The following is a 20,731-nucleotide window of genomic DNA, read 5'->3' as shown; positions in this document are numbered from 1 at the left end:
TATAACACCTCTTTCCTTTAATATTTCGAGGTGTATACTATTAGTTTTTCTTATTCTTTTTATAGTATACACCGGATGTAAAAAAATTACAATAGCACAATATAAACATCATAAAGTACAAACCACCATTGCGCCTGCTCAAATATTTAATTTGTATTTATCCGTTCTTACTTTGTAGTATTTTATTTACATCTTACATTTATTATAATACATATATTTTGTTGTGTTGTCAAGTTGTTTTTATATTATGTTTTATCTTCAATATATTCTTTTCTATAATAAGTGTCATTTTGTTATCTATAGACATTTTAAACACTTAATTGTCTAAGTTTTTTTGCCACCTCTATGTATTCAGTAATTATCAGCAAACAAAAAATCCATGTACGAGCCATCTCCCACATGGATTTTCTACTTTTTCATTTTCTAATTATTTTTTCCGGCTTCTTTAAGCGCCTCCACATAAAAATCCTTCAACCACTTTGCATTTTCCTTAATGTCAAATCCGGCATTAATTATTGTTTCATATGTATCTTTTTTCTTAAAATTTTTAAGCACATCATCAATCACTTCTGCCCACTTTTCGGGAGCATCCTCTAAGGATACAACTTTAACATTTCCTGTAATATCACATTGTATAGGAACTTTGTCTGAAATTACACATGGTAAGCCTGCTGCCTGTGCCTCCACCATAGTCACCGGCAATCCTTCAAAAAGTGATGGCAGAAGGAACACATCAAAAGCCTGCACCACTTTTTCCACATCTTCCCTTACTCCCAAAAACTTTACTGAGTCTTCCAGACCTAAATCCTTTACTTTATGGCGAATCTGATTTTTTAAAGTATCATCTGCCTCTCCGCCACCTACTAAAAGAAGCACCGTATTCTTATCTCTGTCATGAACAGCTTTAAATATATCAATTAAAAAAGTATGATTCTTCTGCGGAAAGAAACGTCCAACATGACCTATAACCTTTTTACCTGAAATTCCCAGTTCTTCCCGCATACGGTTTTGAGTTTCTTCATTATATCTGTACTGATTTGCGTCAATGGCATTCTTCATTATAATAACATTATTTCTGTTTTTCTTTCCATAAAGCCAGTCCCCCGCCTCAATACCACAGGCAAACATATGAGTATTATAGTATTTAAGCATAAACCTGAAATAATACCTCATAATCAGTTTCAAATCCACTCCCAATGGGCGGTTGTGGGAATGGGAGATTCTTACAGGAACTCCTGCTTTTTTTGCTTCTTTTAACGGAAAATAACTTCTCTCCTCAAGATTTGAATGTACAATTTTATATTCCGGATGTTCTTTTAAAAAGTTATAAACTTCCTTTTTATATTGCCTAAAATATTTCGGATACATAGGGCACATATGATAAATCTTACCACCTAGCTGCTCTATCTCATCCTCGTATGCAGCCCTGTAATCCCTGTTTGTAAGAAAATCAAATTTAATGATATCCCTATCTATATTTCTCATATAATTCATAATCATAGCTTCAGCCCCACCACGGTCCATAACCGTATCAAGCACTAAAACGTGAATTGGTTCCATGTATTTCTGCTCCCTTTTTATCTTTTACTGCAATTTTCAATAACTTCATTCATCCTGCTTTTGTCACAATATATTTTATCCGGCAAGGTACTCATAAAATGCCTCTAAATCCTTAGCTGCATCCGCTATTTCATATCCTCTCTCAATCACTTTTTCTTTCATTAGGATGCTTTCAGCTTCCCGATTTTGACCATCGGCTGTCATGGATAATATTTTTTGTGCCCACTGAGAAGCATCCTCTTCTAATGATTTATACTGGATTTTTTCTGTCATATTTATGTCATAGCCCACGGCATCTGAAACTAAACAGCAAAGTCCCACCGCCTGTGCTTCCACCAATGTCACCGGAAATCCCTCTGTTCTAGAAGGCATCACCAATATATCCATTGCCTGCATTAGCTCATTTATATCTTCCCTTACCCCTAAAAGCTTAACTTTGCCCTTAAGTCCTGACTGCTGCACTTTTCTCTCAATTTCTTCTTTATAGCTAATTTCCTCTTTAGGTTTCCCTCCACCTATTAACATCATTGCGGATTTTTTATTGAGGATATTAACATTTTTAAATATATCAATTAAAAAACTTTGGTTCTTATCATGTGTAAATCTGCCTACATGTCCAATAACCAAAGTATCTCTGCTTATCTTCATTTTTTTTCGTACTTTTTCCCTTACATCTGTTGAATAACTGAACTTATCAGTGTCAACGGCATTCTTCATTAAAACCACAGTATTTTTTGAATGTTTTTCTCCCTTTACGAAACTTTCCATTTCTACCAGGTCTGCATCACTTCCGAAAAGCCATTTTGCCGCTTTTTCACCACATGCCACTTTGTGAGTACAATACTTCTGAAGCTTCCTTCTAAAATACAGCCTCATAATCATTTTCATATTACGACCACACGGAGCCGAATGAGCATGGGCAACTCTTACGGGGATTCCCATTTTCTTTGCAATTTTAAAGGCAAAGTAACTTCTTTCTTCAAGATTTGAATGAATAACATCATATCCCGGATGTTCTTCTAAGAAATTCCTGAATTCCTTTTTATATCTATGGAATTTGCCCGGATATAAAGGGCACATATGATAAATTCTGCCACCTAATTTTTCTATTTCATCCTCATAATCAGCTTTTTGTTCTCTGTTTATGAGAAAATCCATATGAATTTTTTCCCTATTAATATTTCTAAGATAATTCATCATCATGGTTTCAGCCCCGGCTCTATCCATGACAGTTATCAGCACAAGAACATTTATTTTCTTCATTTGCTTCTACTTTCATTATATACTTCTTTATATTTATTACACAGGCACTTGCTGTTAAACTCATTTAATATATCTGAATATGCCTGTTCTATCAGCTTGTCACTGTTTCCCTTTTCTATGTCTTTTAACGCCTCTACAAACTGATCTGTTTCATCGCAAATGTAACCATTATAATCATTCTTTATTACATCACGATTTCCCACTACATTGCTAACCACACAGGCTTTTTTCATATACATTGCCTCTAACAGTGAAATAGGCAACCCTTCATATCTCGAAGCCAGAATAAACGTATCAAACTTTGTGCTTAATTCCATTGCCTCTTTATGTTCCAGCCAGCCTGTAATAACTATGTTGTCAGCCGTCAGCTTATCACGCATATCCCCATCACCTATCCATACAAACTGCATTTCCGGCAATTTTTGTGCAATTTCGTTAAACAATTCCGGCCACTTCTGGTAATTAATCCTTCCTACGGTATAGGCCGTAAAAACATTCTTCTTTATATTAAAATCCTCTAAATTCTGCTCATTAGCATTAATCAAATTAGCATTAAGTTTGTCTATGTTTACTCCATTGCTAATATATGTGGAATTTTTGGTAACTATCCTGCTTTGCTCCCACTCACTTTTTCCACATGCCACTGTAAGGCATTTTCTTTTTCCAAGGATTTTTTCCATAGTTTTATAAATCTGTTGTTTAATCCCTGACTCATTTTCCATTAGGAAACTGTAACCATGAGGGGTGTAAAACATCTTTGCTTTTCCTGTTCCCACAAGCAATCTTCCCAGCGCCCCCGCCTTAGATGAATGAAGATGAATTATATCCGGCTTTTCTTTTTTTACAATCTTTCTTAATTCAATATATGCCTTAATGTCTTTTACCACATTTAAACTTCTGGTAAAGTTCTCAACCTTAATAAGTTTAATACCCTCATTAAAATAGTCCTCATAGTTTTCCGGGGTTTCTTTTCGCATACCAAAAGCAATGGATACATCAAATTCATCGCTCATGCCATTGGCTAATTCCACTAAATATGTAAATACTCCTCCACCCATAGCCTCAACTAAATGTAAAACTTTTTTCTTTTTATTCATGTATTATCCTCATTTAAAGTCAAAATTTTCAGGTGACTTAATACTATTTTATACTAAAATCTAAATGTTTCCTTAAACCCTTTCATCTGTTTATCCTTGTCACTTAGATTAAGTAGGGTTCCATCTTCCATTTTATACCCTTTAGGTGATGTGCTTCCACTATATTCCCCTATTACCTTAGGCCACTTTATGCCTATTTCAGGGTCATTCCATGCAAGACCTCCTTCATCTCCCGGATGATAAAAATCCGTTACCTTGTAGCAAAACTCTGCTTCATCTGACAGCACCAGAAATCCATGGGCAAATCCTTCAGGAATATAGAACTGTTTCTTGTTTTCTTCTGACAGTTCCACACCATACCACTTGCCATATGTCTTTGAATCTCTTCTTAAATCCACAGCCACGTCAAAAACCGTTCCCTTTATAACTCTTACTAACTTACCCTGAGGATATTCCTTCTGGTAATGTAATCCTCTTAAAACACCCTTTGTGCTCATAGACTGATTATCCTGAACAAAAACCATGTCAAGTCCGGCTTCCTTCATATCGTTTAAATTGTAGGTTTCCATGAAATATCCTCTGTCATCTCCATGAACTGTAGGCTCTATCACACATAAACCTTCTATATCACATTTCGTTACTTTAATTTGTCCCATTTTCTATCTCCATTTTCTGCTGTAAATATCTTGAAAGTGCATCTTTCCAATCCGGCAGTGGTTCAAAGCCTTGATTCTTAAGCTTTGATTTATCCATTCTGCTGTTAGACGGTCTTTTGGCTTTAGCGGGATACATATCACTTCCTACCGGTAAAACCTCCACCTTACTATACTTATCATTATATTTAGCAGCCTGTTTCATTATTTCCACTGTAAAATCATACCAGCTGATATATCCGCCTTCATTTGTTGCATGATATATGCCATACTTTTCACTTTCTGCCATATCCACTAACAACCTTGACAAATCATAGGTATAAGTCGGAGTCCCTATCTGGTCTGAAACTACCGTCAGTCTGTCATGGGTAAGCCCCAAATTGAGCATCGTATTAATAAAATTCTTTCCGTTAATTCCAAACACCCATGCAATTCTTACTATAAAATACTTCTCTATATACTTTTGTACTGCCAGCTCTCCTAAATATTTTGAATTTCCGTACACATTAAGAGGATTCCTCTCATCCTCCGGCTGCCACGGAGTCTCTCCCTGACCGTTAAATACATAGTCTGTACTTATGTAAACCATTTTGCAATTAATTTCGTTGCACACCTTGGCAATGTTTTCAGTACCTGTAGCATTTACAGCCATTACCTTTGGTACATTCTCTTCATCTTCCGCAGCGTCCACCGCCGTCCATGCTGCACAGTGAATAACCACATCAGGATTAATTTCCTTTATTGTTTTATTAACTGCCACCTCATCAGTGATGTCCATTTCTTCCACGTCTACACCTACTGCCTGATGACCTCTTTTTTTCAGTTCATTCATAAGGTCAAATCCCAGCTGACCTTTTACTCCTGTTACCAGTAACTTCATCTTCTATGCTCTGTCCTTTTCAACATACATCTTTTCAAAATAATTGCGGTAATCTCCGCTTATGATATTTTCCCACCATTCTCTGTTATTTAAATACCAGTCAATGGTCATTCTTATTCCGTCTTCAAATTTAGTTTCCGGCAGCCAGCCCAACTCATTATGTATTTTTGTAGGGTCAATTGCATATCTCATGTCATGTCCCGGTCTGTCTGTTACAAAAGTTATAAGGCTTTCCGGTTTTCCCAGCTGCTTAATTACTGTTTTTACAACTTCCAAATTGCTCTTTTCGTTGTGACCGCCTACATTATATATTTCTCCCTCTCTGCCATTTCTCATTACTAAATCAATGGCACTACAGTGATCCTTTACATAGAGCCAGTCTCTTATATTTTCACCTTTTCCATATACCGGCAATGTTTCATTTGCCAAAGCTCTCGAAATAATAAGTGGAATCAGTTTCTCCGGAAAATGATATGGTCCATAGTTATTGCTACATCTTGTTATTGTAACAGGAAGCCCAAAAGTTCTATGATATGCCATTACCAGCAAATCCGCACCTGCCTTTGACGCTGAATATGGTGATGATGTATGTATAGGAGTTTCCTCTGTAAAGAATAAATCAGGTTTGTCTAAAGGCAAATCCCCATATACTTCATCAGTTGATACCTGATGGTATCTCTTTATTCCGTATTTTCTGCAGGCATCCATTAACACCTGCGTTCCCATTATATTTGTCTTAAGGAAAATTCCCGGATCCTCAATTGAGCGGTCTACGTGAGACTCAGCTGCAAAGTTTACAATAATATCCGGATGTTCCTCCTCAAATAATTTCTCAACACATTCCTTATCTGCAATATCTCCCTTAACAAATCTAAAGTTAGGGTTCTTCATGGCTTCTTCTAATGTTGCAAGATTTCCTGCATATGTAAGCTTGTCAAGACATATTATTCTGTCCTCCGGATGCTTCTCCAACTCTAAATATACAAAATTGCTTCCAATAAATCCTGCTCCACCTGTAACTATTATATTCATAATTCTTTTTCCTTATCTTAATTCCTTTAACATTTCTATGTATTTTCCATCAACAACATCTTTAAGGTATCTGCCATACTCATTTTCCATCAACAACATCTTTAAGGTATCTGCCATACTCATTTTTCTTCATCATTTCATATGCCTGAATAACCTCTTCCCTGGAAATCCAGCCATTTAAATATGCGATTTCCTCAGGGCATCCTATCTTTCTGTGCTGATGTTCTTCCATCGTCTTTACAAAGTTAGTAGCTTCCACCAGACTCTCATGAGTTCCCGTATCCAACCATGTAAATCCCTGTCCTAACAATTCCACATCTAATTCATTATTGTTAAGATACATTGCATTTAAATCTGTTATTTCCAGTTCACCTCTGGCAGAAGGTTTTAATCTCTTAGCATAATCAACCACTTTATTGTCATAAAAATAAAGCCCTGTTACACAATAATTGCTCTTTGGATGTTCCGGCTTTTCTTCAATGGATATAGCCCGTCCATTTTCATCAAATTCCACAATTCCAAATCTTTCCGGATCATCTACATAGTAACCAAATACCTTAGCACCGTTTTTTATGTTTGCTGCATCTCTAAGCTTCTCCGTTAGTCCGTGACCTGTAAATATATTATCGCCCAAAATCATGGCAACGCTGTCATCACCGATAAAATCCGCACCTATAATAAATGCCTGTGCTAATCCATCAGGGCTTGGTTGCACAGCATAAGTTAAATTAATGCCAAAGCGGCTTCCGTCCTGCAATAATTCCTTAAATCTCGGTGTGTCTTCCGGCGTGGATATTATCATTATATCTCTAATTCCTGCTGTCATAAGAACTGACAACGGATAATAAATCATCGGTTTGTCATATATAGGTAACAACTGCTTTGATGTTACCATAGTCAGTGGATACAGTCTCGTTCCTGAACCACCTGCTAAAATAATTCCCTTCATATCTGACTTCCTTTGTTTTTTATATTTATTCTATGATATTTTATCATTTATAAAATAGGCTTTCAATAGTCAATTAAAGAGAGCACTTCATGCCCTCTTGTTTTTTATTACGCGGTATAATATATAACCTATGTACGTGCCTAAGGTATTCATTATTAAATCCTCTGTCTGAACTACTCCACAACACAAAATCAGTTGCATTGTTTCAATAAACAGACTCATAAAAAACCCCATAAGAACGCATACTTTAACGTTCTTTGCCCTGTTCCACACAAAAGGGAGTAATGTTCCAAGAGGTATAAACACCAAAGCATTGGCAACGGCATATAAAATTATATACCTGACACCACCTGCGGTGTTAAATGGAATCAGGTCAATTTTACTTATACTTCCTATTTTTCTGGAAAATAAGGTCATATATAAAATAACTGTCATGTATATACACAGTGCAATATACATTTTCTTATTTGTTATCCTTCTGTTTAATACCTTTTCATATACCAGCATTAATACAATCACCAATATGCTAATTGGAATTCCAAATGGGGCAGCTTCTATTAACCTAAAAAGCAATGTTTCTATATGTTCAAAGAATCTTTCTATTATTTCATCCATTATCTGAAAACATCCTCCCTGCCAGTACAGGTATACAGTCTATTAACGCTTCTTTTTTACTATTGATAATATATAATTTAAGCTTTCAAATTTCAAAAGCTTTGCTCCTGCAATGTATATCACAGCACCAACAATTACCTGTATTGGCAACAATGCAAAATCATTTAGATTTATTTTTCCAATAGCATATACAACCATAGCCATAAAAGCTCCCAGCAACATAGATGGCAGCATATCAGCTAACTGTTCTCTGTATTTATACCCCAACAATTTTCTGTTTGGTGTAGCGTTTACAATTGCGCTCAACGGCGAAGTTATCAAATATGCCATTGCCATTGCCAATACTCCAAAAGGCATTGATATTAAAATAGAAATAATTCCAATTGTCTTCTTTATAATTTCCAATTTTAAAAATATATCACTTCTTCCCACAGCTTTTATTGCATTCAAATTAGCTGTATGTATAGGCCAAAATCCATATGTAAAGCAAAATATTTTCAAAAAAGGTACGCACTTCATCCACTTTTCAGTAAGCAAAATTCTAACAACCGGCTCCGCGCATGCCGCCAATCCAAGAACTATCGGCCATATTATAAAACTACTTGTTTTTATGGCACGTCTGGTCATGGCTTTTACCCTGTCTATTTCATCCTGCTTAGAAGAGATCGCCGGAAATAACACGCTATCTATGGCAACGTTTACATTTGTGATTACCAGATATGGTAAATGTTTTCCTTTGTTATAGTATGCCAAATCAGCAGATGAATACACTTTGCCTATTATTACCTGGCGAATATTATTGTACACGGTATCCAACAGTGATGATGCCAATAACTTCCAACCATATGCAAATAATCCCTTTAGCCTTTTAAAAGAGAACTTTAACTTTGGTCTCCACTTTACTGTTATCCATAAAATTATTGTGTCTACTGTTTGGTTGAATATCTGCTGTGCAACTAATGCCCACACTCCAAATCCGGCATATGCCATGGCAATTCCCACAACTGCAGAACCAATTGTTCCTCCCAATGTTGAGAAGAAAAACTTTTTAAACTGCATAGTCCTTGACACATATGCCTGCTGTACATTTTTAACACCGGATATTATTAACGTAAGACTCAGCACTCTTACCACTGCCGTTAATTCCGGATTTTCATAAAATGCCGCTATCCACGGTGCCGCAACAAACATCCCTGCATATAAAACTATACACAGTAACATGTTGAAAAAGAATACCGTTGAGAAATCCGTGTCATCTGCATTCTTTCTTTGTATAAGTGCATTGCCCATTCCGCTATCAACAAATACATTTAAAATATTTGTAAATACCGTTACCAATGCAATAACACCATATGCCTCCGGTGCTAAAAGACGTGCAAGAACAATAGATACAACAAACGCTATGCCCTGCGCTCCACATCTTTCAGCGAATCTCCAAAAGAAATTTTTAGTAATATTCGTTCTACTTGTCATATTATCCATTTAAAATTCCCCTTTATCTATTGTATTTTTCAGTCACACTGTTATAAATATTTTTCCACTTTTCAACCTTAGCAGACATGTCCGAAAAATGTAAAATAAATTTGTTAAATTCTTCCTGATCTGTTATTTCAAAATCAGAAATAAATTCCTGAAAACTTAGATTTTCAATATCATTGCAATCCTGTATAGGTACCCCGTTTTCCCTAAAATACTTATACATTACACTATCTTTTGGCATATATAATTTAACATTTCTGCACACCATTCTATTGATATTTCCCAATCCACACTGACGTTGCGTATCAAAAATTGCAATATCTATTCTTTTCATCAATTCAAAATATTCATCTGCCTTCATAAAATCTTTTAGTGCCATAATCTTGCCCGGAAATAGCTTTTCCGCATATTCTGCAACTTCCGTTGCATATTTGTCATTGTCATTTCCATAACTTAAAGGCAAAAATATCTTTATTTTTTCTTCCGCAAAATGTTTTAGAGAATCGAGAACTTCCTTATGGTTGAGGCTTTCCATAGCATTATGCCCTACCTGTATGTATATTTCCTGCCCCTTCTCTCTGCTATCCCTCAACTGTCTATATGGTGTATAATCCTGCAATTCCTTAGCCACCTTTGCAGAACAATACGGTGCATAAAATACCTTGGTTTTGGATTCCGGATATTCGTTTCTATAATAATCACAATCAGGTGGAAATATTCCCACCATTGCATAAACTTTAGTTCTAAATGTCGTATTTAGGTATTCATGGATGGCCTTATTTATTCCTGTCCACTCTCCTCTCCATGAATATAAATCAAACCCCCACTCTATCCATATTAATTTCTTCATTACACTTCTGTTTAATAAAAATAATCCCTTAGCTTTATCATCTAAAAACAGGGAATGGAGCACTATACAATCATATTTTTTTACTATATTGAGAAGTTTTACCGTAGACTTAACTGAAGAATCCCAAAACATTTCCTTTTGCTCTATAGACAGACTATCATTTAGCATAGTCTCCTGACCTTCTCTCAAATACAGTATTGCATGTCCATCATTGGCAAAATATTTATCATAAAATTCTGATATTGATTTTGTAAACTTCTCTTTTCTCATAATATGAATTGTTCTCATAATAATCTAACCTTTCCTCAAAGATTCTTCTTTATTTTCCTGATATTTCAAACATAAAAATGCAGACATAATACAATTTAAGCCTAAGCAACAGGCACATAACCTGACTTTTTTTTCTCATTCTGCTTAAGTCAACCGTTCTAATTGCATTTTGATAATCATCTTTTTCAAGAATTTTTCTTAATTCTCCGGCTCTCTGGCTTCTCTTTTTGTATTCCTTCTTTCCCAACATCAAATAATTATACTCCATAAGGAATGCCACCAGCAGATAATTCAACTCACAACTATAATCAATATCTTTTATATTCTCAATATGTTTTTTAAATTCATAATAAGTTTTTTCCAATATATCAACTATTTTCACATTTAACCTATTACATATACTAGAGTCATTATCCGTTGTATATATATATCCATAAAAATCATAAGAAAAAGCCATAGGATTTTTATTATAGCAGTCAAACATAAATATTCTATCCTGAGCTTTTTGTATTCCCCTAACAAATCTAAGATTATTATCATCTATGAAACTTTTTTTTATTATTTTTCCCCAACATGCTCCATAGTTATATTCATTGTCCTTCATTTCCAGGATACTTCTGTTTATTTTTTCAATATCGGGAGTAATATCTCTTAAATCTAATGAGCCATCATCTGACTTTTCTTCACCGGCTACCATATATTTAAAGCATAATATATCAGCATTTTTTTCTCTTGCTTTGTTCAATACATCTCCTAAGGATTTCTTTCTGATTTTATCATCCGGGTCAACAAAACATATATATTGCCCTCTTGCAGTTTCAATTCCCACATTTCTTGCTATTGAAACACCTTCATTTTTTTTATGAATAACCTTAATGTTCTTATCCCTGTCCGCATACTCGTCACATACTTTTCCACAGTTATCGGGAGAGCCGTCATCTACAATTATAATTTCCATTTCTGCAATATCTTGTTTAGTTAAACTCTCAATGCATTCCCTAAGCATTTTTTCATTAATTTTATAAACAGGTATAATTACAGATAATTCCATCATTTCTAATCCTCTTTTGCTATTTTTTCATATACTAATTCTGTTTTCTTTCCGCAAAACATTCCTTATTAAGAGACTCTATCTTAGACAATTTATTCATTATTGGCTTTTCCAAAAACCTTTTTCTTAACATATCAATTATCATGCATACAAGAAAAACACAAAAAACTGATAGAACGGCATGTAGCGACAGCCATTTTGAATCATAATATTTACAGTTATCAAAAACCGTTTGCCACAAAAACCTTGTCATTGCCCTTCCCTGGGTGTGAATAAGGAATATTCCAAAGGTAGATGCCGAAACCATATTTACATATTTATTATTACGTATTTTAATATTTTTGAAAGTTAAAAAGAATCCCATTGCACATGTTAGTGCCAGTAATTTGTTGCTATCTACCACCATATAGTACGGCTGTTCAAAACCTGCAATTTTGTAACCAACAAAATCCACACATAAAATACTGGCAAATATCAGCACCAATGAACCCGCCATCAATATCATTCCATATTTTATACTTTGTGTATACTTGTTTGGATAAATTCTTATATATGATGCAATAAAATAAAGCGTGACATACCATCCAATGTAATTCCAGGTGTCATTCATTATGGAAAACGTGGATATAATGGTATATATAAACAACAGTATACCGCATAATTTCAAATGCATTTCTCTCTTTAGTGCTTTTCTCATCCGATTTAAAAATGGAATCAACATATAGAATGCCAAAAAAGACCCCATAAACGAAACATTGACACCATAAATCATATTGAATAAAACTCTTACTATGCGTCTTAAAGATAAAACATCATATCCTGTTATAACAAAAATTATATAAATGACAATAGCATAGAATTTCACTTCCAAATATAGCTTTAACACTTTCTTCCATGTCAGTTTATATTGGCACATAAAATAACTGCTTATTAACACAAATATGTTAATTGCCATTTTTCCTCCAAATCCAAAGAACTGCAGAAATATCATATTCGCTGTTATATTGCTATAATCATATAACTGAACAATCCCTGAATTCACTACATAATGATGCGCAATTATTATTAACATTGCCACTATTCTTAATATTTCTAAGTTAGAGCTTCTTTCCTTCATTAACCGATTCCTTTATTCGTCAACCAACTATTTAATACTTTCGTTCATACAATATACTATTCTAACACAAAATCTGACATTCTCATAGTCAAAGAAAAAGGTTGCCATACTAAGATGACAACCCTTTATATTCTTAATATAATTGCTAAATTACTGTACTGTAAGTGTAGCTACATCTGAAATTACTGTATTTCCACTTCCATCTTTAACGATACATCTATACTGTTTTGTCTTGTATGATGCAGGTATTTTAAATGAAATTGTATTTGTCTTATTTCCTGCGATTGATGTATTTACCCAACTTCCAGATGCGTTAAGTGTCTGCCACTGATATGTAAGGTTTGCACCAACTGCACTTACACTAAACTTAGCTGTTGCTCCAGCCTTTGCTACTAAATCCTTTGGCTGTGATGTTATAGCTAATCCTTCTTTTCCAACTGTTAACTTAGCTGCACTTGATGTAACACTTGCTCCTGTTACATCTGTAACTATTACTCTGTAGTATTTTACCTTGTATGATGCAGGAATTACCAATGAAATTGTATCTGTATTGTGTCCTGAAACCTTAGTATTATTCCATGTTGTTCCATCAGAACTTGTCTGCCACTGATATGTAAGACCTGTTCCTGTTGCTACAACCTTAAATGTTGCCTTATTTCCTGCTCCTGCTGTAACGTTAGCAGGCTGTGATGTTATAGCTAAATTTCTATTACCAACTGTAAGTTTTGCTGCATCAGATGTAACTGACTTACCTGTTGTAGCATCTGTAACTATTACTCTGTAATATTTTACTGTATATGTTGCAGGAATTGTTAATGTGATCTTTGCTGTATTATGACCTGCAACTTTTGTGTTCTTCCATGTTGTTCCGTTAGAACTTGTCTGCCACTGATATGTAATCTTATCGCTTCCTGCTGCAACAACATTAAAGCTTACTTTCTTTCCAACAGGTGCTGTAATGCTCTGTGGCTGTTTTGTAATTGTTAAGCCTTCAACTGTTTCACCAACTGTCAATACTGCAACATCTGATGTAACGCTGTTTCCATACTTATCGCTAACGATACATCTGTACTGCTTTGTCTTGTATGATGCAGGTATTGTAAATGAAATTCTGTTTGTCTTATTTCCTGCAATTGATGTATTAGCCCATACATTTGATGAACTAAATACCTGCCACTGATATGTAAGTCCTTCACCTTCTGCTTTAAGGCTAAATACTGCCTTTTCACCAGCCTTAGCTGTAAGGTTCTGTGGCTGGCTTGTAATCTTTAACTCAACAGGTGCTACTGTTGGCTTCTCTGTTGGAGCCTCTGTAGGAGCTTCTGTTGGCTTCTCTGTTGGAGCCTCTGTTTCAGAAAGTGCTTCCTTCTTAAATAAAACTTTTGCTGTATTGTTACCATACTTAACAATAACTTCGTTTACATCCTGAGTAAGTGCTGATAAGTATACTACTGCACCTGCTCCGTCAATTGATGCTACGTTCTGTGAAACGCCGTTCACTGTTACACTTGTGATTGCTTCAGATACGTTAAGGTAAATACCTAACTCAGATGCCCATCCAGGCTGCTGAATGCTAACCACCTCATTAACTGTCATGTTTGCTTTGTCATAGTAGTAATTATTGTTTGAATTCTGTCCTACCAAAACCCAGTTTGCTCCAACTGTAGTCGGTTCTGTTTCTGTCTCTGGAGCTTCCGTTGTATATAACCACCAGAACGGGTTAGTTATAACGTCTCCGTCGAATTCATATGGATCATTTACGTTTGCCCCCAAAACTGTGATCGCGCCTAATGTTACCACTACCGAGAATAAAATTGCTAAAAATTTCTTCATTATACCTTCTCCTTCCTTTTAACTCGGACATAACCATATGAGTTATATTACCATATTACCAAATTTTTTTAAAGACTTAAATATAAATTTTTCACAAAAAAATATGAGTACCTTGGTAAAAATATAACACCTATGTTTCATATTTTTTTATTTATCAATTTATGTATGCACATTTTATATATTTTTCATTATTTGTTTTAACAATTATTTAGAATAATTTCACAAATCCTGTCTACGTCATCTATTTTCAAATCTGAATATATTGGTAATGTAAGCACCTGTAAAGATACTTTATAAGCCACAGGAGTATCTTTAACATCAAACATTCCCTCATAACATTCATAAGAATTAGTTAAAGGATAGAAATATTTCCTTGCTCCAATTCCATGTTCTGCCAGCAAATCAAATACTTCATCCCTGCTTTTTCCGAATTTATCTTTGTCAAATAAAACCGGAAAATAAGCATAGTTGCTTTTTACTGCGTTTTGACCAAGGTTCAGTTTTATTCCTGCAACTCCATAGAGATTTTTAACATACTGTTCAAAAACCCGTTTTCTCTTCTCTATCTCATGGTCTAGATGCCTTAAATTACAGATTCCCATAGCCGCCGCAAATTCATTCATTTTGGCATTCCCACCTATAAATTCAGTAGTTTCCGGACCTGTAATGCCAAAGTTCTTCCATTCGTTTAATACCTTCTTCATGGATGAATCCTTAAAGCATACCGCGCCGCCTTCTATAGTATTAAATACCTTAGTGGCATGAAAGCTGAACATTGAGGCATCCCCAAATATTGCACTGCTTACCCCGTTTTTTTCCACGCTAAAGGCATGAGCCGCATCATAAATCACCTTAAGATTATGTTTCTTTGCAATCTTTTCAATTTTTTCCGTGTCACAAAGATTTCCGTATACATGAACCGGAACTATTGCACAGGTTCTGTCTGTTATCAATGCTTCTATTTTGTCCGGATCAAGGGTGTAATCATCTTCCTTAATATCGCAAAATACCGGTTTTAACCCCTTGCGCACAATGGCATGGGTAGTTGATGCAAAAGTAAATGGTGTTGTAATTACCTCATTTTTAGGTTCTCCCCAGGCATTCTTTTCTTTTCCTAACTGAAAAGCTTCCAAAATACATTCTAATGCCTGATGACCGTTTACAAACAATGCAATATTCTCTTTTGATATCCCAAGATAATCTGCCAGATCCTTTTCTAACTGCTTGTGCTTTACACCCATATTAGTAAGCCAATGGGTGTCCCACATATCCTTTATTTCATCTGCATATTCCTCAAAAGGCGGCATGGATGATCTTGTCACTAAAATCTTTTTGTCCATTAATTCCTCCCTAATTAGTCTAATTCTACTGAAGCAATTCTCGGTTCAAAGCAACAACATGGTCTTAAACATACCACACGGACTCCGCTGGCACGTTGTGGACCTACCTTCATAAATGTGGCAAGCACTGTGGTGTCCCCTCCCAGACCTAAAGGTCCGGTTCTCTCTTCATTAACCTTTTCAGTAATGTATTTTTCCATAGGACTTTGTCTGTCATATGTGCCATCCACCAAAGCTTCTAACATCATTGAAGCTGCCTCATAGTTAGAACGTCCAACTCCTACTCCCAATGTACATGGGGTACAGCCTAGCTGCTTTGTTGCCTCCTTAGCCCATGACACAATTTCATCTAATACAACATTGGTATCGTGTTTGTGAAAAACCCTGTAAGTTCTGCCTCGTATAGCCGGTCCTCCTCCAAACATTAATATGTTAAGTTTAATTTTATCCTCTTTAATATTTCTAATAAGTATAGGTGCCGCCTCTAACATTCCCGGGTCATCCTCTAACCCCTGGGACTGGTCTATTCTCTGGCTGTCATTGCCTTTTATTGCCATTGGTCGTCCCGGAAGCTTTCTAAGACCATATCTCACGCCTTCTTTAATGGACTCAATCATTTCACCGGTTATGGCTTTACCCGGTCCCACTTCTAAAACCAAATGGGGAATACCTGTATCATCACATAACGGACTTTGATTTTTTTCTGCAACATAGGCATTTTCCAATATTTTTTCCATTGTCCATTTTGCCTGCTCATTAGTTTCCTTAGCTATTGCCTTTTTATATGCTTCTTTTTTATCTCCAAGGAATGTGGAGCCTGCTTTTACCAATGTGTCACATACCTTTGTAACTATTTTTTCGTCATACATATTCAATATGTCTCCTAATAAATACTTTGATTATGAGCTGCTGCTATTATCATAGGATAATCCTTTACCTCTAATTCATAAAACGCCTCCATTCCCAACTCTGGAAATGCAACAAGCTTTTGAGATATGGTATTTTCCCCCAACAATGCTGTCACTGGTGGTATAACGGCATATACCGAATTGTTCCTGTCTAAAGAGTCTATGGTTTTCTTACTAATCTGACCTTTGCCTAGGTGTATCTTTACTCCCGCTTCTGATAATGCAGGTATGCTGCTTTCTATTTCTAATTTATTACTGGATGTAGGGCCCACTCCTGCCAGACTTACCGCAGTATGAAAAATTATGCTTCCCTTTAATTTATTTCTTATATCTTCGGCATCACTACCCTCAAGCATTTTGCATATCTTCGGCAGTACCGCATCACGTCCACAAAAAATTTTGCCCGAAACTAACAGCATATCTCCTGTGTTCAAATTATGAATAGTATCATCTGAAATAGGTGTTTTAACTTTCTTTATCATTGTTCTATTATCTTCTTTCTCTCAAAAACAATCTTATTACAATACCATGCCAGCACCAGCGTAATTATAATAACCATAACCGGCAGGCTGTAGCTAAATACAACACTTCCCTTAATGTTTATCTTTTCACTTAATATGACAAGCATCTTCCACACAAAAGGATGTAATATATATACAAACATTGAGCACTTCTTACCAATTTCCTGCATAACTCCTTTGTGTTTCTCACTGTTATTAATACCATATATGAATATTGCCATTACCTGAACAAATGTAGATATATTAATTCCAAAATCCCGTCCCATAACTGCTCTTTCTAAAAAGCACATTAACGTAGAAGCTACTATAACAGTAATTATAGCCTTATTGCTGAAATTAAATTTGTTTTCTTCCTTATGGATCCATTCCCCCAACATAAATAACGGGAAACCTTCTATTAAGAAATTCCGATACAGAAAATTCGGCATGTCCTTACCCAACATATGCATTCCCTGTGCAAAAAAAATATAGATAGCTATAAATACAATAATGGTGCAATATGCTAATTTATATAAATTCTTTTTTTGGATAATATAATATAGCAGGTAAACATATATTAGTGCAAAAAGAAACCACAATTGTCCAACAATTACTACCGGTCTGTTAAACAAAATCCACAAAACAATGTCCCTTTTACTTACCGGATTAATGTTTTGTCCCAATGCCCATTGTACCAAAGCAAAAATCAGATAGAAAACCGATGCATATATTGTCATTTTTGCTATTCTTTTTACTTTTCTCTTTGAGCTTTCCGTAGACGTATTGTAACTGTAATATCCTGATATCATAAAAAAGAACGGAACGCAAAATCTTGATATTGCCTGTACGGCAGTTCCAAAAACTCCCGGAAATTCACAATGCATAAACACCACAAATATACATGCAATACATTTAAGATAATCAAAACAATAATTGTATTTTTTTTGTGCCATTTACTTTTCCTTTCCAAACAATTCAAAATAGCTTTGCTCGTTTTCTACTACACCATAGGCTTTCGCTCTCATAACAATTTTTTCAGCCCATCTATGATGAGGTCCCACCTCATTCATTCCTTTGCTTCCCTTTAAGACACCGCCTTTTGCTTCTAATATCTGGCAGGCATCTAAATACTCATCCTTCGTTACCGCAAGCATTCCATTGATGTATGGAAGATGTGTAGGATGTATACATGTCTTTCCCATAAATCCATTTGCCTGATCAAGGAGAAGTTCTCTCAAAAGCCCATCCACGGCATTGTTCACCAAAGTCGTCCTTTTAAGCAATGTATCCTGAAGACTTACTTCCGGTAATTCCTTAAACTTCATATCTTTGTTTGCTCTAAAATACTCCCATACCGGTCCTGAAACCGTATAGTCATTAAACCTTGTAAATACATTTAAAATATCCATAAGGCAGTCCCTTACAGTCATGATGTCATATATTGTATAGTCAATTCCTCTTCTAAGGCCAAAGCATGAAGAAAAATCCGTTCCTCCTACACGAACATTTAGTATTAGTTCCTTGTATTCATCCATAATTTTCTTTACAGCCATAAGTTCATCCATTCTGGTTTCCTTAAAAGCCACACGACTGTCTTCAATTATTGGCATTCCGTATATTATTTCTCCAAACTTTTCATTTAAATATTTTAAATGTTCCAGATACTGCTTTCCGTTAATGCTGTTATATTTAGGAAAGTTGAACCCTGCTATAACCTTGATATGCTCCGGCTTTAGCATTGAACTAAAATGCTTGAATTGCTCAACCGAGCGCACTCTGAAAAATATCAAAGGTATATCCTTATATGTAAGTTCACCATTTTCCATTTTTTCACTAATCACATCTAACAGATGTATGGAATTTTCCTCTGCCTGTGGAACCTTTGACTCCTCACATGCATCTTCAAAGCACATCACCATAGTGGTAAGTCCCGGATGTTTCCTGTCTATAATGGCCTGAGCAAAATCCTTTGTTCCCGGCATATACATCGTTGCTCCCAAACAATATTTAAGCATTGAAATATCTGTGTATTTATTAAATTCTTCCGGTTCTTTATAAAATTTAAAATCTTTATTGTATAGCTGATGTCTCATCTAAATTACCTAAAAACAAATCCTTTCTCATTATGCAATTTCCATCAATGTCAATTACATCAATTCTGTCTATGGCAGTTTTGATTTTTTTATACATTTCTTCTTTAGTTATTCCCTTTACAAGAAATGCAGCCACCCTTCCTGCACTTGCCCTGTCACTTCCTATTTCCATTCCTTTTGTCTTATGATAAAACACACCTTCAATAACCCCTTCATTTATAAGTTCGTCAACGCCTGTTAAATGATCAAATATTCCCGGTAACCCATATATAAGATTTACCGAATAGAAGCACCCATCATCTGACAAATATAATTTCACCTTTTTTTCTTCATATGAATCAATTGTGGCACCAATTATATCAAATCCTGTTTTTTGCAAAATTGTATAATAGCTTATACCTCCTCCCACACGTGGTGCAAATTCTATAACATCTATATCATCACCATTTATTAAAAACTGCACATGAAGAGCAGTATTATCTAATCCAAAAGCCTTTGCTATTTTATCAGCTACTACTTCTATTTTCTCATATGCTTTTTTTGAAATATTTGGTGGCGTAACTGTTGCATAACACTTTAGGACTTTTTTCTCCCCTTCAATTACACTCATACGTTGAGATATCATTACAACCCTGGCGCTTCCATTTTCAACAAAACAATAAGCACTTACTTCTATTCCCGTAAAAAATTCTTCTACTATTACGCTTTTTGTCCTGCTAACATTTTTTGCCTCTTCAAAATATACGGATAATTCCTTTATGTCATTCGCCTTTTTTACCCCTGAAGCAGCACATGCATCTGCCGGTTTTACAATTACAGGATATCTTAATTCTAAATTCTCAATGTTTTGATTTTGCTCTAAATATACGTATTTAGTTGTTGGTATTCCTTCCTTTACCATGATTTTTTTCATATAACCCTTATTGGTAATTTTGTGCGCCAAATCATATGTATAAGGTTTTGTGAGGCCCAACTTTTCAGCAACATAACACGCCGTAATATTTGCCTGATCCACACAGGCGCTTATTACAAGGTCTACTTTATTTTCAGCAGCAATTTTTAAAACTGTTTCCTGATCCATTGTGCTTTCCTGTATATGAACATCTGCATATTTCTTAGCAGGTGGATTTTCAAGGTAATCAACTAAAATCACATAATAATTTCTTTTCTGTAACTGTTTTATTAACTCTATATGGGGATTTGTCCCCCCAAGAACAATTGCCTTTTTTTGTTGTATCATA

19 protein-coding genes are annotated in these 20,731 nt (G+C 35.2%); all 19 read right to left on the bottom strand.

All coding sequences use genetic code 11. The features are described from left to right. Positions 1-423: 423 nt before the first annotated feature. The 19 genes from DWW68_RS11035 to DWW68_RS10945 all read right to left on the bottom strand — a co-directional run bounded on the left by DWW68_RS11035 (position 424) and on the right by DWW68_RS10945 (position 20,730). Complete coding sequence (locus DWW68_RS11035; protein WP_186840673.1) at positions 424-1,560, bottom strand: glycosyltransferase family 1 protein; 1,137 nt, start codon at positions 1,558-1,560, stop codon at positions 424-426. Between the two features lie 75 nt (positions 1,561-1,635). Then, the gene (locus DWW68_RS11030) at positions 1,636-2,823 is read right to left on the bottom strand and encodes a glycosyltransferase (RefSeq protein WP_118589568.1); all 1,188 of its coding nucleotides are present in this window, start codon (positions 2,821-2,823) and stop codon (positions 1,636-1,638) included. Further along, positions 2,820-3,920 carry a glycosyltransferase gene (locus DWW68_RS11025; RefSeq protein WP_118589569.1) on the bottom strand — a complete coding sequence of 367 codons (1,101 nt, stop codon included), beginning with the start codon at positions 3,918-3,920 and terminating at the stop codon, positions 2,820-2,822. The genes DWW68_RS11030 and DWW68_RS11025 overlap by 4 nt, the downstream gene beginning before the upstream one ends. Before the next feature lie 53 nt (positions 3,921-3,973). Further along, entirely contained in the window at positions 3,974-4,576 is a 603-nt protein-coding gene (gene rfbC, locus DWW68_RS11020; RefSeq protein WP_118589570.1) for a dTDP-4-dehydrorhamnose 3,5-epimerase, read from the bottom strand. Further along, positions 4,563-5,453 carry a dTDP-4-dehydrorhamnose reductase gene (gene rfbD, locus DWW68_RS11015; RefSeq protein ID WP_118589571.1) on the bottom strand — a complete coding sequence of 297 codons (891 nt, stop codon included), beginning with the start codon at positions 5,451-5,453 and terminating at the stop codon, positions 4,563-4,565. Before rfbD ends, rfbC begins: the two co-directional genes overlap by 14 nt. Positions 5,454-5,456: 3 nt before the next feature. After that, positions 5,457-6,485 (bottom strand): dTDP-glucose 4,6-dehydratase, encoded by a 1,029-nt coding sequence (gene rfbB / locus DWW68_RS11010; RefSeq protein WP_118589572.1) that lies wholly within the window; start codon positions 6,483-6,485, stop codon positions 5,457-5,459. Between the two features lie 79 nt (positions 6,486-6,564). Next, positions 6,565-7,434 carry a glucose-1-phosphate thymidylyltransferase RfbA gene (gene rfbA / locus DWW68_RS11005; RefSeq protein WP_118589573.1) on the bottom strand — a complete coding sequence of 290 codons (870 nt, stop codon included), beginning with the start codon at positions 7,432-7,434 and terminating at the stop codon, positions 6,565-6,567. Positions 7,435-7,521: 87 nt separating this feature from the next. Next, entirely contained in the window at positions 7,522-8,049 is a 528-nt protein-coding gene (locus DWW68_RS11000; protein ID WP_118589574.1) for a VanZ family protein, read from the bottom strand. A 42-nt stretch (positions 8,050-8,091) separates the two neighbouring features. Continuing rightward, a complete protein-coding gene (locus DWW68_RS10995; protein WP_118589575.1) occupies positions 8,092-9,531 on the bottom strand; it encodes a lipopolysaccharide biosynthesis protein in 1,440 nt (479 codons plus the stop codon). 13 nt (positions 9,532-9,544) lie between these two features. Then, a complete protein-coding gene (locus tag DWW68_RS10990) occupies positions 9,545-10,666 on the bottom strand; it encodes a TDP-N-acetylfucosamine:lipid II N-acetylfucosaminyltransferase (protein WP_118589576.1) in 1,122 nt (373 codons plus the stop codon). A 31-nt stretch (positions 10,667-10,697) separates the two neighbouring features. Continuing rightward, on the bottom strand, positions 10,698-11,702 hold the full coding sequence (locus tag DWW68_RS10985) for a glycosyltransferase (protein ID WP_118589577.1): 1,005 nt from the start codon (positions 11,700-11,702) through the stop codon (positions 10,698-10,700). A gap of 31 nt (positions 11,703-11,733) precedes the next feature. Further along, the gene (locus DWW68_RS10980; RefSeq protein WP_118589578.1) at positions 11,734-12,816 is read right to left on the bottom strand and encodes an acyltransferase; all 1,083 of its coding nucleotides are present in this window, start codon (positions 12,814-12,816) and stop codon (positions 11,734-11,736) included. 150 nt (positions 12,817-12,966) lie between these two features. Next, positions 12,967-14,649, bottom strand: a complete 1,683-nt coding sequence (locus DWW68_RS10975) for a PT domain-containing protein (protein ID WP_118589579.1) — start codon at positions 14,647-14,649, stop codon at positions 12,967-12,969. 197 nt (positions 14,650-14,846) lie between these two features. Beyond that, a complete protein-coding gene (locus DWW68_RS10970; RefSeq protein ID WP_118589580.1) occupies positions 14,847-15,989 on the bottom strand; it encodes a DegT/DnrJ/EryC1/StrS family aminotransferase in 1,143 nt (380 codons plus the stop codon). 14 nt (positions 15,990-16,003) lie between these two features. Next, positions 16,004-16,858 (bottom strand): fumarate hydratase, encoded by an 855-nt coding sequence (locus tag DWW68_RS10965; RefSeq protein WP_118589581.1) that lies wholly within the window; start codon positions 16,856-16,858, stop codon positions 16,004-16,006. Positions 16,859-16,872: 14 nt separating this feature from the next. Then, positions 16,873-17,379 (bottom strand): fumarate hydratase C-terminal domain-containing protein, encoded by a 507-nt coding sequence (locus tag DWW68_RS10960; protein WP_118589582.1) that lies wholly within the window; start codon positions 17,377-17,379, stop codon positions 16,873-16,875. Further along, positions 17,376-18,350 (bottom strand): acyltransferase, encoded by a 975-nt coding sequence (locus DWW68_RS10955; RefSeq protein ID WP_118589583.1) that lies wholly within the window; start codon positions 18,348-18,350, stop codon positions 17,376-17,378. The genes DWW68_RS10960 and DWW68_RS10955 overlap by 4 nt, the downstream gene beginning before the upstream one ends. Continuing rightward, positions 18,351-19,490 (bottom strand): HpcH/HpaI aldolase/citrate lyase family protein, encoded by a 1,140-nt coding sequence (locus DWW68_RS10950; protein WP_118589584.1) that lies wholly within the window; start codon positions 19,488-19,490, stop codon positions 18,351-18,353. Beyond that, positions 19,468-20,730, bottom strand: a complete 1,263-nt coding sequence (locus DWW68_RS10945; RefSeq protein WP_118589585.1) for an ATP-grasp domain-containing protein — start codon at positions 20,728-20,730, stop codon at positions 19,468-19,470. The genes DWW68_RS10950 and DWW68_RS10945 overlap by 23 nt, the downstream gene beginning before the upstream one ends. Between the last annotated feature and the right edge of the window lies 1 nt (position 20,731).

Origin of the sequence: Eubacterium sp. AF16-48, assembly GCF_003479405.1 — a bacterium.
GTDB lineage: Bacteria > Bacillota > Clostridia > Lachnospirales > Lachnospiraceae > Eubacterium_G > Eubacterium_G segne.
Note: the sequence above shows the minus strand (reverse complement) of the source record. Positions and strands in the feature narration are given on the sequence as shown.